This window comes from Streptococcus sp. SN-1 (assembly GCF_041154385.1).
Taxonomy (GTDB): Bacteria; Bacillota; Bacilli; order Lactobacillales; family Streptococcaceae; genus Streptococcus; species Streptococcus mitis_CT.
Genome location: NZ_AP028929.1, coordinates 199201 through 212721 on the forward strand (window position 1 = coordinate 199201; position 13521 = coordinate 212721).

Below are 13521 nucleotides of genomic sequence, written 5' to 3' on the forward strand. Positions count from 1 at the left end.
TTACACTGCTTTTCGTTTAAGAGGGAGTAACTAAATGATCGAGTTTGAAAAACCAAATATAACAAAAATTGATGAAAATAAAGATTATGGCAAGTTTGTAATCGAACCACTTGAACGTGGCTACGGTACAACTCTTGGTAACTCTCTTCGTCGTGTACTTCTAGCTTCTCTACCAGGAGCAGCTGTGACATCTATCAATATTGATGGTGTGTTACATGAGTTTGACACAGTTCCAGGTGTTCGTGAAGACGTGATGCAAATCATTCTGAACATTAAAGGAATTGCAGTGAAATCGTACGTTGAAGACGAAAAAATCATCGAACTGGATGTTGAAGGTCCTGCTGAGGTAACAGCTGGTGACATTTTGACAGATAGCGATATTGAAATTGTAAATCCAGATCATTATCTCTTTACAATCGGTGAAGGTTCTTCCCTAAAAGCGACTATGACTGTTAACAGTGGTCGTGGATATGTACCTGCTGATGAAAATAAAAAAGATAATGCACCAGTTGGAACACTTGCTGTAGATTCTATTTATACACCAGTTACAAAAGTCAACTATCAAGTGGAACCTGCTCGTGTAGGTAGCAATGATGGATTTGACAAATTAACCCTTGAAATCTTGACAAATGGAACAATTATTCCAGAAGATGCTTTAGGGCTTTCAGCACGTATTTTGACAGAACATCTTGATTTGTTTACAAATCTTACTGAGATTGCTAAGTCAACTGAAGTGATGAAAGAAGCTGATACTGAATCTGACGACCGTATTTTGGATCGTACGATTGAGGAACTGGACTTGTCTGTGCGTTCATACAACTGTTTGAAACGTGCCGGTATCAATACTGTGCATGATTTGACAGAAAAATCTGAAGCAGAGATGATGAAAGTACGAAATCTTGGACGCAAGAGTTTGGAAGAAGTGAAACTCAAACTCATTGATTTGGGTCTTGGATTAAAAGATAAATAAAGGAGGAATAAATGGCTTACCGTAAACTAGGACGCACTAGCTCACAACGTAAAGCAATGCTTCGCGATTTGACAACTGACCTTTTGATCAACGAATCAATCGTGACAACTGAAGCTCGTGCTAAAGAAATCCGTAAAACTGTTGAAAAAATGATTACTCTAGGTAAACGTGGTGATTTGCATGCACGTCGTCAAGCAGCTGCTTTCGTACGTAATGAAATCGCATCTGAAAACTATGATGAAGCAACTGATAAGTACACTTCTACTACAGCACTTCAAAAATTGTTCTCAGAAATTGCACCTCGTTATGCTGAACGTAACGGTGGATACACTCGTATCCTTAAAACTGAACCACGTCGTGGTGATGCAGCGCCAATGGCGATCATCGAATTAGTATAAAATCATCAATTTTGTTGAGTGTTATGATGATGGAGTCTTGTGCTCTTAGTCTAGCTCTGGTCTACCGCTAGGATTTCGGTCCTAGCGGGAACACTCATCATAAGTTGGGATAGTAGACGCTTGTTTACGAAATTGTTTTTTTCTTAAGAACAACTTCGTAAGCAGGCGTTTTTGAGTATTTTAGTTAGAATTATGCTATACTATTTGAAAAGAATCCTGTTTAATGTTCAGGTTTCCTATTAAAAGAAGAATTGGAGTTTGCTTATGAAAGCGATTATAACTGTTGTTGGTAAAGATAAATCTGGAATTGTTGCAGGTGTTTCTGGTAAAATAGCAGAATTGGGTTTGAATATTGATGATATCTCTCAAACTGTCTTGGATGAATATTTCACGATGATGGCTGTCGTCTCTAGTGATGAAAAGCAAGATTTTACACGTCTTCGTAATGAATTTGAAGCTTTTGGGCAAATTTTGAATGTGAAAATCAACATTCAGAGTGCAGCGATTTTCGAAGCTATGTATAATATCTAGGAGGTTATCATGGATATTAGACAAGTTACTGAAACCATCTCCATGATTGAGGAGCAAAACTTCGATATCAGAACTATTACCATGGGGATTTCCCTTTTGGACTGTATCGATCCAGATATCAATCGTGCTGCAGAGAAAATTTATCAAAAGATTACGACCAAGGCAGCTAATTTGGTGGCTGTTGGGGATGAAATTGCAGCGGAGTTGGGAATTCCAATCGTTAATAAGCGTGTATCTGTGACTCCTATTTCTTTGATTGGTGCAGCGACAGATGCGACAGACTATGTGGTTCTGGCAAAAGCGCTTGATAAAGCTGCGAAAGAAATCGGTGTGGATTTTATTGGTGGTTTTTCTGCCTTGGTACAGAAGGGTTATCAAAAGGGAGATGAGATTCTCATCAATTCTATTCCTCGTGCTTTGGCAGAAACTGACAAGGTCTGCTCGTCAGTTAATATCGGTTCAACCAAGTCTGGTATTAATATGACGGCTGTGGCAGATATGGGACGTATTATCAAGGAAACGGCTCATCTATCTGATATGGGCGCAGCTAAGTTGGTTGTATTTGCTAATGCTGTTGAGGACAATCCGTTTATGGCGGGTGCCTTCCATGGTGTTGGGGAGGCAGATGTTATCATCAATGTCGGTGTTTCGGGTCCTGGTGTGGTCAAGCGTGCCTTGGAAAAAGTTCGTGGAGAGAGCTTTGATGTAGTTGCCGAAACTGTCAAGAAGACTGCCTTTAAAATCACTCGTATTGGTCAATTGGTTGGTCAGATGGCCAGCGAGAGACTGGGTGTGGAGTTTGGTATTGTGGACTTGAGTTTGGCGCCAACCCCTGCGGTTGGAGACTCTGTAGCACGTGTCCTTGAGGAAATGGGTCTAGAAAAAGTTGGCACGCATGGAACGACAGCTGCCTTGGCTCTCTTGAATGACCAAGTTAAGAAGGGCGGAGTGATGGCCTGCAACCAAGTTGGTGGTTTGTCTGGTGCCTTTATTCCTGTTTCCGAGGATGAGGGGATGATTGCTGCAGTGCAAAATGGCTCTCTTAATTTGGAAAAACTGGAGGCCATGACGGCTATCTGTTCTGTTGGTTTGGATATGATTGCCATTCCAGAAGATACGCCTGCTGAAACCATTGCGGCTATGATTGCAGATGAAGCTGCAATTGGTGTCATTAACATGAAAACAACAGCTGTCCGTATCATTCCCAAAGGAAAAGAAGGCGATATGATTGAGTTTGGTGGTCTTCTTGGTACAGCTCCAGTTATGAAGGTCAATGGAGCTTCTTCTGTTGATTTCATCTCTCGTGGAGGACAAATCCCAGCACCAATTCATAGTTTTAAAAATTAAGAAAATAGGAGAAATTTTAAGTTCTATTTAAGGTTAGGTGTGTATACTATAATCATTAAATAAAGACCTCCTAATATTATTTGAAACAGATAACTCTGATTTAGTTTGAATTTGATTTTCATCTAATATCTTTATTTAATAGAACTCCTAAACTTTTTCATAATAATCTCCTGCAAAAGTCACCTGTCTGGGTGGCTTTTGTTTTATCATCCATGATATAATAGAAGCAAACGGAGGACGGAAAATGGTAAAAGTACGATTGTATTTGGTACGTCATGGCAAGACCATGTTTAACACGATTGGTCGCGCGCAAGGTTGGAGCGATACTCCCTTAACAGCTGAAGGTGAGCGAGGAATTCAAGAATTAGGGATTGGTTTGCGAGAGTCTGGTCTACAGTTTGAGCGCGCTTATTCCAGTGATTCTGGTCGCACCATTCAGACAATGGGAATCATACTTGAAGAACTGGGCTTGCAGGGGAAAATCCCATATCGCATGGACAAGCGTATCAGAGAATGGTGTTTCGGTAGCTTTGATGGAGCCTACGATGGTGATCTTTTCATGGGTATTATTCCTCGTATCTTTAATGTGGACCACGTTCACCAATTGTCTTATGCTGAACTGGCTGAGGGCTTGGTAGAGGTTGATACAGCTGGTTGGGCTGAAGGCTGGGAAAAACTCAGTGGTCGAATCAAGGAAGGCTTTGAAGCGATTGGCAAAGAAATGGAAGAACAAGGTGGGGGCAATGCTCTCGTTGTTAGCCATGGAATGACCATTGGAACCATTGTTTATCTGATTAATGGCATGCACCCGCATGGTCTCGATAATGGTAGCGTGACGATCCTTGAATATGAGGACGGCCAGTTTAGCGTTGAGGTTGTTGGTGACCGTAGTTACCGAGAACTAGGACGGGAGAAGATGCGAGAGACAAATAATCAATAGAAGTTAGCTCCAAATGGAGCTAATTTTTTATACTGCTACATAATCTGGATTTGCGATTCGGTCTTTCTTGCCATCCAAGTCCAAAAGAACATTTCTCATCTTTCAAATTCCCTCAAAAATGGTATAATAGTAACATCACAAAATTGGAGAGAGACCATGAGTTTTTACAATCATAAAGAAATTGAGCCTAAGTGGCAGGGCTACTGGGCAGAACATCATACATTTAAGACAGGAACAGATGCATCAAAACCGAAGTTTTATGCTCTCGATATGTTCCCTTATCCGTCTGGAGCGGGTCTGCACGTAGGACACCCAGAAGGCTATACCGCAACTGATATCCTCAGCCGTTACAAACGTGCGCAAGGCTACAATGTCCTTCACCCAATGGGCTGGGATGCTTTTGGTTTGCCTGCAGAGCAATACGCTATGGATACAGGTAATGACCCAGCAGAATTTACAGCTGAAAACATTGCCAACTTCAAACGTCAAATCAATGCGCTTGGATTCTCTTACGACTGGGATCGTGAAGTCAACACAACAGATCCAAACTATTACAAGTGGACTCAATGGATTTTCACAAAGCTTTACGAAAAGGGCTTGGCTTATGAAGCGGAAGTGCCAGTAAACTGGGTTGAAGAGTTGGGAACAGCCATTGCCAACGAAGAAGTCCTTCCTGATGGAACTTCTGAGCGTGGAGGCTATCCAGTTGTCCGCAAACCGATGCGCCAATGGATGCTAAAAATCACGGCCTATGCAGAGCGTCTGCTTAACGATTTGGATGAACTTGACTGGCCAGAGTCTATCAAGGACATGCAACGCAACTGGATTGGTAAATCAACTGGTGCCAATGTAACCTTTAAAGTTAAGGGAACAGACAAGGAATTCACAGTCTTTACGACTCGTCCGGACACCCTTTTCGGTGCGACTTTCACTGTTTTGGCTCCTGAGCATGACTTGGTTGACTCTATCACAAGTCCGGAGCAAGCAGAGGCTGTAGCAGACTACAAACACCAAGCTAGTCTCAAGTCTGACTTGGCTCGTACAGATCTTGCTAAGGAAAAAACAGGAGTTTGGACTGGTGCTTATGCCATCAATCCTGTCAATGGCAAGGAAATTCCAATCTGGATTGCGGACTATGTTCTTGCTAGCTATGGGACAGGTGCGGTAATGGCTGTACCTGCTCATGACCAACGTGACTGGGAATTTGCCAAACAATTTGACCTTCCAATCGTAGAGGTGCTGGAAGGTGGAAATGTAGCAGAAGCTGCCTACACAGAAGATGGACTTCATGTCAATTCAGACTTCCTAAATGGATTGAATAAAGAAGATGCTATTGCTAAGATTGTGGCTTGGTTGGAAGAGAAAGGTTGTGGACAAGAGAAAGTTACTTACCGTCTCCGCGACTGGCTCTTTAGTCGTCAACGTTACTGGGGTGAGCCAATCCCAATCATTCATTGGGAAGATGGAACTTCAACAACTGTCCCTGAAAATGAATTGCCACTTGTCTTGCCTGTAACCAAGGATATTCGCCCTTCAGGTACAGGGGAAAGTCCATTGGCTAACTTGACAGACTGGCTTGAAGTGACTCGTGAAGATGGCGTCAAAGGTCGTCGTGAAACAAACACCATGCCACAATGGGCTGGATCAAGCTGGTACTACCTCCGCTATATTGATCCACACAATACTGAGAAATTGGCTGATGAGGACCTTCTCAAACAATGGTTGCCAGTAGATATCTACGTGGGTGGTGCGGAACATGCTGTACTTCACTTGCTTTACGCTCGCTTCTGGCACAAATTCCTCTATGACCTCGGTGTTGTTCCAACTAAGGAACCATTCCAAAAACTCTTTAACCAAGGAATGATTTTGGGAACCAGCTACCGTGACCACCGTGGCGCGCTTGTAGCGACTGACAAGGTTGAGAAACGTGACGGTTCCTTCTTCCATGTAGAAACAGGAGAAGAGTTGGAGCAAGCACCAGCTAAGATGTCTAAATCTCTTAAGAACGTTGTTAATCCAGACGACGTGGTGGAACAATACGGTGCCGACACTCTTCGTGTCTATGAAATGTTCATGGGCCCACTTGATGCGTCTATCGCTTGGTCTGAAGAAGGTCTAGAAGGAAGCCGTAAATTCCTTGACCGTGTTTACCGTTTGATTACAAGTAAAGAAATCGTCGAAGAAAACAATGGCGCTCTCGACAAGGTTTATAACGAAACCGTTAAAGCTGTCACAGAGCAAATCGAGTCTATGAAATTCAACACAGCTATTGCCCAACTCATGGTCTTTGTCAACGCTGCTAACAAGGAAGACAAACTCTATGTGGACTACGCCAAAGGCTTTATCCAATTGATTGCTCCATTTGCACCTCACTTGGCAGAAGAACTCTGGCAAACTGTTGCAGCGACAGGTGAATCAATCTCTTACGTGGCTTGGCCAACATGGGACGAAAGTAAATTGGTTGAAGACGAAATCGAAATCGTTGTCCAAATCAAAGGGAAAGTCCGTGCCAAATTGATGGTCGCTAAAGATCTATCACGCGAAGAATTACAAGAAATTGCTCTCGCTGACGAAAAAGTCAAAGCGGAAATTGACGGTAAGGAAATCGTGAAAGTGATTGCGGTACCGAATAAATTGGTTAATATTGTTGTGAAATAAGATAAGAATCCTTCAGAGTAGAATCTGGAGGATTTTTTGAATGAAAAATATAATTCTGTTTCCATCATCTCACCACTTAACCTCTCATTTTAACCACTTATCTCAAAAGTCGATTTTTCTTTCATACTTTTTGTTAAACTGGTTAGGTAAAGAGGAGGAAATAAATATGATTTTACAAGCTAAACATTTGACTAAATGGTACGGCGATCATATGGCTGTTGACGATATTCAGTTAGAGTTTGAAAAAGGGAGTTTTAATGCTATTTTGGGTCCAAATGGTGCAGGAAAATCAACCACCATTTCCATGTTAATCGGTTTGAAAAAGCCTACAAAAGGTCAGATTCGATATGCGCCAAATACGAAAATCGGAGTAGTTTTTCAAGCTAGTGTACTGGATGACATGTTGACGGTTAGGGAAAATCTTACGATTCGTGCTCAACAGTATAAGGAGATTGTTGCAAGTCGTGTGGATGATTTGATCCATCAACTGGGTTTGACTGCTTTCCAGAAGCAACTATATGGGACTTTGTCAGGTGGGCAAAAACGTAGGGTTGATATTGCGCGTGCTCTTCTTTCACAGCCAGATATTCTTTTCTTAGATGAACCAACGACAGGTCTAGATATTCAGACTCGCAAAGCCATTTGGGATTTACTGTCTCGACTACAAAAGGATGAAGGGATGACTATTATCTTAACGACTCATTATCTGGATGAAGCGGATGAAGCGGATCAGATTTATATCGTTGATCATGGGAAAATGATTGCGCAAGGTTCTGCGACGGTTATTAAAAGTCAGTATGCATCTAATATTCTAAAAATTCGTTTTAAAGAAATGAAGGATTTAGAAAAGTTGCTACAGACTGGAATGACAGTAAAGGAAGAAAATGAGTTGGAATATCTTTTTTATCCAAGGACATCACTGGAAGCTATTGAATATTTGGCAAAAGTACGAGAAGAAATTGATTCTTTTGAGTTTCGTCCAGGTACCATGGATGATGCCTTTATTGCACTTACAGGAAGAGAGGTTCGCTAATGTTATCTTTATTGAAACGGAATTTTATCTTATATTTTCGTAATCGTTCAGGAGTATTTTTCTCATTATTGGGGGCATTGATTTCCTTCCTCCTTTATATCATTTTTTTGCAGAAGAACTTGACAGATGCTTGGTCCCAACTCCCTGATAATACGAACCTTTTAAATAACTGGCTGATGGGTGGGACCTTGGCTGTGACTGGGATTACAACCAGTTTTACGGCTCTTACACAAATGGTACAGGATCGTGAAAATCAAGTGGATCAAGATCTCTTCTTGACAGATTTGGGTAGCTGGGGTTTACAGGTGTCCTATCTAATCAGTAGTATTGCCATCTCTTTTGTCATGCAGGTGTTTATGTTTGCTGTTATGGGGCTTTATTTTAAAGAGAGTCCAGTTATCAGTCATTTACCGGAAATTGCTTTGATTATGTTGTTAAGTAGTCTGCTTTCAAGTTTGATAAATATTCTCTTGATTTACCGTTTTCAATCTGTAGATAGCCTTGGCAAACTGGCAACTATAGTGGGAACTGCTTCTGGATTTTTAGTAGGAACTTATGTCCCTATTGGAGTATTACCTGATTTTGCACAGATTATCATGAAGTGTACCCCTGCAACTTATATTGCTTCTCTCTATAGACAAATTTTAATGAAAGAACCATTAGAGACTGCATTTACAGGAAATAGCAGATTGTTAAAGGAATTTCAAGAAAAAATGGGAATCCAAATCAACTGGCAAGAACTATTGACAAAGGAAGAGACATACTTTATAGTGGTTATTATATGTCTCGTCGCTATTCTTCTTTGGCTTTTATTTGTTAAAGTATTTAGCAAGAGAAAATAAAAGTATATTGGAGAGAAAATGAAGATTCGTTTTGAAATGAAGGCAGAGTTTTCAGAAAAGGACCCACATATTGTAATTCAGGCAGCTCAGTTAACCGGCCAAGCAAGGGAAATCATGGAGTATTTAGAACAATTTTCAACGACCAATCAGGTGGCCATTCCTATTCGAACGGATGATTATCTGGTTATGGTGAAAATTGAGGATCTTATTCTAGCTGATATTGACAAGAATTTATTAACCATTTATACGGTAGACGGGATTTATAAAACTAAGGAAACATTGACAAACTTTCAGAATCGGATTAATCGGCGTAACTTTATACAGATATCACGCCATTCAATTATAAACATTGACCACTTAGAATCGTTATCAGATAGTTTTTCAGGGAACATGATGGCTAAAATGACTCGGGGCATCAAATCTAGTGTGAGTCGGAAATACGTTAAGTCCTTAATGAATTATCTAGGTTTATAGGAGAAAATCATGAAACGATTAATTGATTATTTTGTATCGGGAATGCGTACGGCTTCTTTCTTTTATTTGAGTATGATGTTATTAGCTCAGTGTTATCCAGGTATTACCTATCCTGAACCAATGATAAAAAATATTCTAGCTCTGTTTTTAATGGGTGGAATTATGGGGGTATTGACTTTAATACTTGAAAAGCTAGAGTTTCTTGCTTTTAGTATACGCGTAGGAGTTCATTTATTAGTGACAGCTACTATTTTAGTATTGACCTCTCTATTTTTTGGTTGGGGTTCAGCCTTGTGGAGTCCCTTGCTTTGGTTCTTTTTCTTGTTAATTTATGGATTGATATGGTTGTATCAAATCTGGCAAACTCACAAACTCACCCAACGAATTAATCAAGCCTTAGAGGATAAAAGACAGAAAAAGGATAAATAGTGAAGTGTTTAGTATGAAGTTGGAGGAGAGTGCTAGTTTCCATTTAGAGTAATTTATGATATAGTATTTTCAGTGTAAAAACAAGGAGAAAGCTATGCCAGTAAATGAATATGGTCAGATGATTGGTGAGTCAATGGAAGGTTATACATCCGGTGCACTGCCTTCTATTGATTTCTTAGAAGGGCGTTATGCTCGGATAGAGGCTCTTTCGGTGGAAAAGCATGCGAAGGATTTATTAGCTGTTTATGGTCCAGATACTCCTCGGGAGATGTGGACTTACCTCTTTCAGGAGTCAGTGGCAGATATGGAGGAGCTGGTTAGCCTTTTAAATCAGATGTTAGCTCGTAAGGATCGCTTTTACTATGCGATTGTAGATAAGGCAACTGGTAAGGCCTTGGGAACTTTTTCTCTTATGCGCATTGACCAAAATAACCGAGTAATAGAAGTGGGTGCCGTCACCTTTTCTCCAGAACTCAGGGGAACACGAATAGGGACAGAAGCTCAGTATCTCCTGGCGCGCTATGTTTTCGAGGAGCTTAAATATCGTCGCTACGAGTGGAAATGTGATTCTCTTAATCTGCCATCCAGACGAGCTGCGGAGCGTTTGGGATTTGTCTATGAAGGAACCTTCCGTCAGGCAGTCGTTTATAAGGGGCGTACGAGGGATACGGATTGGTTGTCTATGATTGATAAGGACTGGCCACAAGTCAAAGCTCGTTTGGAAGCATGGTTGGATCCTGAAAATTTTGATAAAAATGGGCGGCAGTATAAGAGCTTGAGAGAACTCTAAGAGGTGTTGAGATGATTACTATTAAAAAGCAAGACATTGTCAAGCTAGAGGATGTTTTGCATCTTTATCAGGCTGTCGGTTGGACAAATTATACCCATCAACCTCAGATGCTGGAGCAGGCCTTATCTCATTCATTAGCGATTTATGTGGCGCTTGATAGTGATACTGTGGTGGGCTTGGTCCGTTTAGTCGGAGATGGTTTCTCATCGATTTTTGTCCAGGATTTGATCGTTTTACCTATCTATCAGCGTAAAGGGATTGGTAGAGCCCTAATGAAAGAGGCTTTAGAGGATTACAAAGATGTCTATCAAGTCCAGCTGGTGACAGAACAGACAGAAAAAACCTTGGTATTCTATCGTTCTATGGGCTTTGAAATCTTATCCACCTATAATTGTATAGGGATGACTTGGGTAAATCGAGAAAAATAACAAAACTAGTTTTTTCTTAAGCAAAGTTTAAGGATGGTCTAGTATCATATAGTCATTAAATAAAGACCTCCTAACTTTATTTAATGAAATCCTAAAACTTTTTTTCATCATAATCTCCTAATGAAGTCACCCAATCAGGTGGCTTTTTTTGTGGGGTGAAGAGATGCTGATAGAAATTTTTTGAAAAATGGTAGAATTTGAGAAAAGTTAAGCTAGTTTTAAGTTTCGTCTTGTATCATATAATCATTAAATAAAGACCTCCTAACTTTATTTAATAAAATCCTAAACTTTTCTTTTTCATAATAATCTCCCTTAACTCCACCCAATCAGGTGGAGTTTTTTGGCTCTATTTCGGGCTTTTGAGGACTATTCTAAAATAATTTTCCGATATTTTCCGGTATTTTCGGATTTTGGTCGGGGAATTGGAGGGGACTTTTTTAGGAAATATGACTAAGAAATAGGTCTGTTGTTGCTTCGGCTACTTCAAACTCAATTTGATTGTAAGTGACTGTGAATTAAAGGGTTAGAACTGCTGTAATAACGATTTTGCTTGTCCATGAGTGACGCATCATATTGCTGTACGGCGGTTAAAGAGAATGTAAACTTTTGACAAAATTCGTGAACTGTGGGATAATGGAAGGGAATTAAGGATTAGTTCTATATCATAGGCTAGAAAAGACCCCAAGCTCACGACCAAATAAGCTTGGGGTCTTTTTTGACACTATTTGTCCTTGTTTAGCCATTTATCGACTAAGCGAAGAACAACACCGACCGCGATTGGTCCGATGATAGTTTTAAGGATTAGTTCCATCATGGGCTATCTCACCTCCTTTCGTAGGCGGTGTAGAAGTGCCGTAGAATATTATACCACATAAGTGCTCAACTAGGGAGTCACCTAATCAGGTGGAGTTTTTTGGCTCTATTTCAGGCTTTTGGTGACTATTCTAAAAATAATTTTCCGATAACTTTCTCTTAATTTAGCGTCTTGTCGTACAGAGGTTCAAGAGAATATAAACCTTTGACAAATTTTGTGAACTATGGGATAATAAAAGGGAATTAAGTATTGTGTCTATATCATAGGCTAGAAAAGACCCCAAGCTCACGTCCAAATAAGCTTGGGGTCTTTTTGACACTATTTGTCCTTGTTTAGCCATTTATCGACTAAGCGAAGAACGACACCGACCACAATTGGTCCGATGATAGTTTTAAGTATTGTATCCATCATGGGCTATCTCACCTCCTTTCGTAGGCGGTGTAGCAGTGCCGAACAATATTATACCATAAAAGAGAAATTGGACAAAACTCAATTTCAAGAGAAAATGAAGTAAATCTTCCCACAATAAAACACATAGTATCAAGGTTTTTCAACACCTGATATTATGCGTTTTTTGATTTTAAAGACTTTTTCTCAGACTCATGATTGGTTTTGTCAGTTTTCTTACCTTCTCTTTACAGAGACTGAACTTTACACGGCAGATTTGGCATAAAATGGATTATTTGGTTTTACGACTTTCTTTATCATCTTTAATTTAGTTTTTTGTATTAGCAAGTTTGACCGGTTACAAGTGGAAGAGGGGATATTAACAAAAGTGGAGAAAACTACATTAGTTCCTCTCCACTTTTACGTTTCTAGCTAATTGGTAATTATAACTTATTACGATTGAAGTCACCTATCCTTATCTTTCAAAAAATGATCAATCTTAGCCATCATGAGCTTGTGCTCGTATATTTTACAGATATCACGAGCCTGTAAATAATAGTCAAGAATTTCATCGTGCTTTAAAAAATCTTTTCCGGCATTTGCAACGATAGTTAAAAGAGGCGCCAGCTGATAGCTGGTCTCTTTTTGTTTACAAAAGTCAATGGTTTCTAAGGCTTCTTGGACGGCTTCTAATTCCTTCCCTTTAGAGTGTAAATAATAGGCGAAATTATGTTTAACTCGAATATAACCAAATAAATACTCTTGGTGGTTTAAATCTTTTTCCTGATACAAACTGATAAGAAGTGAGTTGTTTTCTTCGTATTCTGCATCACGCCCTACAGAAAAATAAAAATTAGATAAAGTATTGAGGAGTTTAAGATACACAGATGAGCTGATTGAAAGCTTTGGCAAAGCGTTTTCTAGACTGGCGATAGCTTCATCTTTGGAACTATGTAAGTAGAAAAGGATAATCGCTTGAATCCATAGAAGATAAAATTCATCCTCAGTAGATAGATACTGAGACTTTTCTTTTTCTAAGTTTAAGAGGTATTCTAAATCCTCGTAATTACGATCTTCAAGTAATTTTTCTGCTAATTTCTTAAACGGTGTTATATTGGAAGTCATTTCAATCTGTTCATCGAAAAAATAATCTAAGGGAACTTGAAGCCGATTTGCAAGTTTATAGAGTAAATCAGCAGCAGGCATATAGTTGCCACGTTCTATTTTGCTGATTTGGCTTTGCTCACAAATTCCTTCGGAAAGTGTTTTTTGTGAGAATCCTTTTTCTTTTCTCTTGGATTTTAGTTTATCAGATAATATGCTCATCTTTAAACCTTCTTTAAATAAATTTACGATTAATTATATACTTTTAATCTCTATTTTTCAACTTTTCAACATAAAATAGTCTCAAAAGAATAAATCGAAAAAAAACTGAAAAAAAGAATACTTTTTATTGACAAAGAATATTTAAAGTAGTACA

The 13521-nt window shown here is 39.5% G+C and carries 15 protein-coding genes; 12 read left to right on the top strand and 3 right to left on the bottom strand.

The features are described from left to right. Positions 1–34: 34 nt before the first annotated feature. The 12 genes from ACAM22_RS00960 to ACAM22_RS01015 all read left to right on the top strand — a co-directional run bounded on the left by ACAM22_RS00960 (position 35) and on the right by ACAM22_RS01015 (position 10840). Entirely contained in the window at positions 35–970 is a 936-nt protein-coding gene (locus ACAM22_RS00960; RefSeq protein WP_000568988.1) for a DNA-directed RNA polymerase subunit alpha, read from the top strand. An 11-nt stretch (positions 971–981) separates the two neighbouring features. After that, on the top strand, positions 982–1368 hold the full coding sequence (rplQ, locus tag ACAM22_RS00965; RefSeq protein ID WP_000331493.1) for a 50S ribosomal protein L17: 387 nt from the start codon (positions 982–984) through the stop codon (positions 1366–1368). A 264-nt stretch (positions 1369–1632) separates the two neighbouring features. Further along, positions 1633–1899: an ACT domain-containing protein gene (locus tag ACAM22_RS00970; RefSeq protein ID WP_000644120.1), complete on the top strand. Its 267-nt coding sequence runs from the start codon at positions 1633–1635 to the stop codon at positions 1897–1899. A 9-nt stretch (positions 1900–1908) separates the two neighbouring features. Then, entirely contained in the window at positions 1909–3246 is a 1338-nt protein-coding gene (locus ACAM22_RS00975; protein WP_369606815.1) for a PFL family protein, read from the top strand. A 244-nt stretch (positions 3247–3490) separates the two neighbouring features. After that, positions 3491–4186, top strand: coding sequence for a histidine phosphatase family protein (locus tag ACAM22_RS00980; RefSeq protein ID WP_049540602.1), 696 nt, complete (start codon positions 3491–3493; stop codon positions 4184–4186). Between the two features lie 156 nt (positions 4187–4342). Beyond that, positions 4343–6844 carry a leucine--tRNA ligase gene (leuS, locus tag ACAM22_RS00985; protein WP_049540605.1) on the top strand — a complete coding sequence of 834 codons (2502 nt, stop codon included), beginning with the start codon at positions 4343–4345 and terminating at the stop codon, positions 6842–6844. A gap of 166 nt (positions 6845–7010) precedes the next feature. Beyond that, a complete protein-coding gene (locus ACAM22_RS00990) occupies positions 7011–7877 on the top strand; it encodes an ABC transporter ATP-binding protein (RefSeq protein ID WP_173304389.1) in 867 nt (288 codons plus the stop codon). Beyond that, on the top strand, positions 7877–8719 hold the full coding sequence (locus tag ACAM22_RS00995) for an ABC transporter permease (RefSeq protein WP_173304387.1): 843 nt from the start codon (positions 7877–7879) through the stop codon (positions 8717–8719). The genes ACAM22_RS00990 and ACAM22_RS00995 overlap by 1 nt, the downstream gene beginning before the upstream one ends. A gap of 18 nt (positions 8720–8737) precedes the next feature. Further along, positions 8738–9193, top strand: a complete 456-nt coding sequence (locus ACAM22_RS01000; RefSeq protein ID WP_173304384.1) for a LytTR family DNA-binding domain-containing protein — start codon at positions 8738–8740, stop codon at positions 9191–9193. Positions 9194–9202: 9 nt separating this feature from the next. Continuing rightward, the gene (locus ACAM22_RS01005) at positions 9203–9622 is read left to right on the top strand and encodes a DUF3021 domain-containing protein (RefSeq protein ID WP_173304382.1); all 420 of its coding nucleotides are present in this window, start codon (positions 9203–9205) and stop codon (positions 9620–9622) included. A 94-nt stretch (positions 9623–9716) separates the two neighbouring features. After that, the gene (locus tag ACAM22_RS01010; protein ID WP_173304380.1) at positions 9717–10412 is read left to right on the top strand and encodes a GNAT family N-acetyltransferase; all 696 of its coding nucleotides are present in this window, start codon (positions 9717–9719) and stop codon (positions 10410–10412) included. Between the two features lie 11 nt (positions 10413–10423). Then, on the top strand, positions 10424–10840 hold the full coding sequence (locus ACAM22_RS01015; protein ID WP_173304378.1) for a GNAT family N-acetyltransferase: 417 nt from the start codon (positions 10424–10426) through the stop codon (positions 10838–10840). Positions 10841–11561: 721 nt separating this feature from the next. Here the strand turns inward: ACAM22_RS01015 and ACAM22_RS01020 are convergent. The 3 genes from ACAM22_RS01020 to ACAM22_RS01030 all read right to left on the bottom strand — a co-directional run bounded on the left by ACAM22_RS01020 (position 11562) and on the right by ACAM22_RS01030 (position 13367). Further along, positions 11562–11654, bottom strand: a complete 93-nt coding sequence (locus ACAM22_RS01020; protein WP_247932529.1) for a type I toxin-antitoxin system Fst family toxin — start codon at positions 11652–11654, stop codon at positions 11562–11564. 318 nt (positions 11655–11972) lie between these two features. Then, positions 11973–12065, bottom strand: a complete 93-nt coding sequence (locus ACAM22_RS01025) for a type I toxin-antitoxin system Fst family toxin (RefSeq protein WP_000969509.1) — start codon at positions 12063–12065, stop codon at positions 11973–11975. Between the two features lie 441 nt (positions 12066–12506). Then, positions 12507–13367, bottom strand: a complete 861-nt coding sequence (locus ACAM22_RS01030; protein WP_261053080.1) for a helix-turn-helix domain-containing protein — start codon at positions 13365–13367, stop codon at positions 12507–12509. Positions 13368–13521 lie beyond the last annotated feature (154 nt).

Coding starts and splice junctions, on each gene's coding strand:
- ACAM22_RS00960 (WP_000568988.1), top strand. CDS start 35: ATGATCGAGTTTGAAAAACCAAATATAACAAAAATTGATGAAAATAAA.
- rplQ (WP_000331493.1), top strand. CDS start 982: ATGGCTTACCGTAAACTAGGACGCACTAGCTCACAACGTAAAGCAATG.
- ACAM22_RS00970 (WP_000644120.1), top strand. CDS start 1,633: ATGAAAGCGATTATAACTGTTGTTGGTAAAGATAAATCTGGAATTGTT.
- ACAM22_RS00975 (WP_369606815.1), top strand. CDS start 1,909: ATGGATATTAGACAAGTTACTGAAACCATCTCCATGATTGAGGAGCAA.
- ACAM22_RS00980 (WP_049540602.1), top strand. CDS start 3,491: ATGGTAAAAGTACGATTGTATTTGGTACGTCATGGCAAGACCATGTTT.
- leuS (WP_049540605.1), top strand. CDS start 4,343: ATGAGTTTTTACAATCATAAAGAAATTGAGCCTAAGTGGCAGGGCTAC.
- ACAM22_RS00990 (WP_173304389.1), top strand. CDS start 7,011: ATGATTTTACAAGCTAAACATTTGACTAAATGGTACGGCGATCATATG.
- ACAM22_RS00995 (WP_173304387.1), top strand. CDS start 7,877: ATGTTATCTTTATTGAAACGGAATTTTATCTTATATTTTCGTAATCGT.
- ACAM22_RS01000 (WP_173304384.1), top strand. CDS start 8,738: ATGAAGATTCGTTTTGAAATGAAGGCAGAGTTTTCAGAAAAGGACCCA.
- ACAM22_RS01005 (WP_173304382.1), top strand. CDS start 9,203: ATGAAACGATTAATTGATTATTTTGTATCGGGAATGCGTACGGCTTCT.
- ACAM22_RS01010 (WP_173304380.1), top strand. CDS start 9,717: ATGCCAGTAAATGAATATGGTCAGATGATTGGTGAGTCAATGGAAGGT.
- ACAM22_RS01015 (WP_173304378.1), top strand. CDS start 10,424: ATGATTACTATTAAAAAGCAAGACATTGTCAAGCTAGAGGATGTTTTG.
- ACAM22_RS01020 (WP_247932529.1), bottom strand. CDS start 11,654: ATGATGGAACTAATCCTTAAAACTATCATCGGACCAATCGCGGTCGGT.
- ACAM22_RS01025 (WP_000969509.1), bottom strand. CDS start 12,065: ATGATGGATACAATACTTAAAACTATCATCGGACCAATTGTGGTCGGT.
- ACAM22_RS01030 (WP_261053080.1), bottom strand. CDS start 13,367: ATGAGCATATTATCTGATAAACTAAAATCCAAGAGAAAAGAAAAAGGA.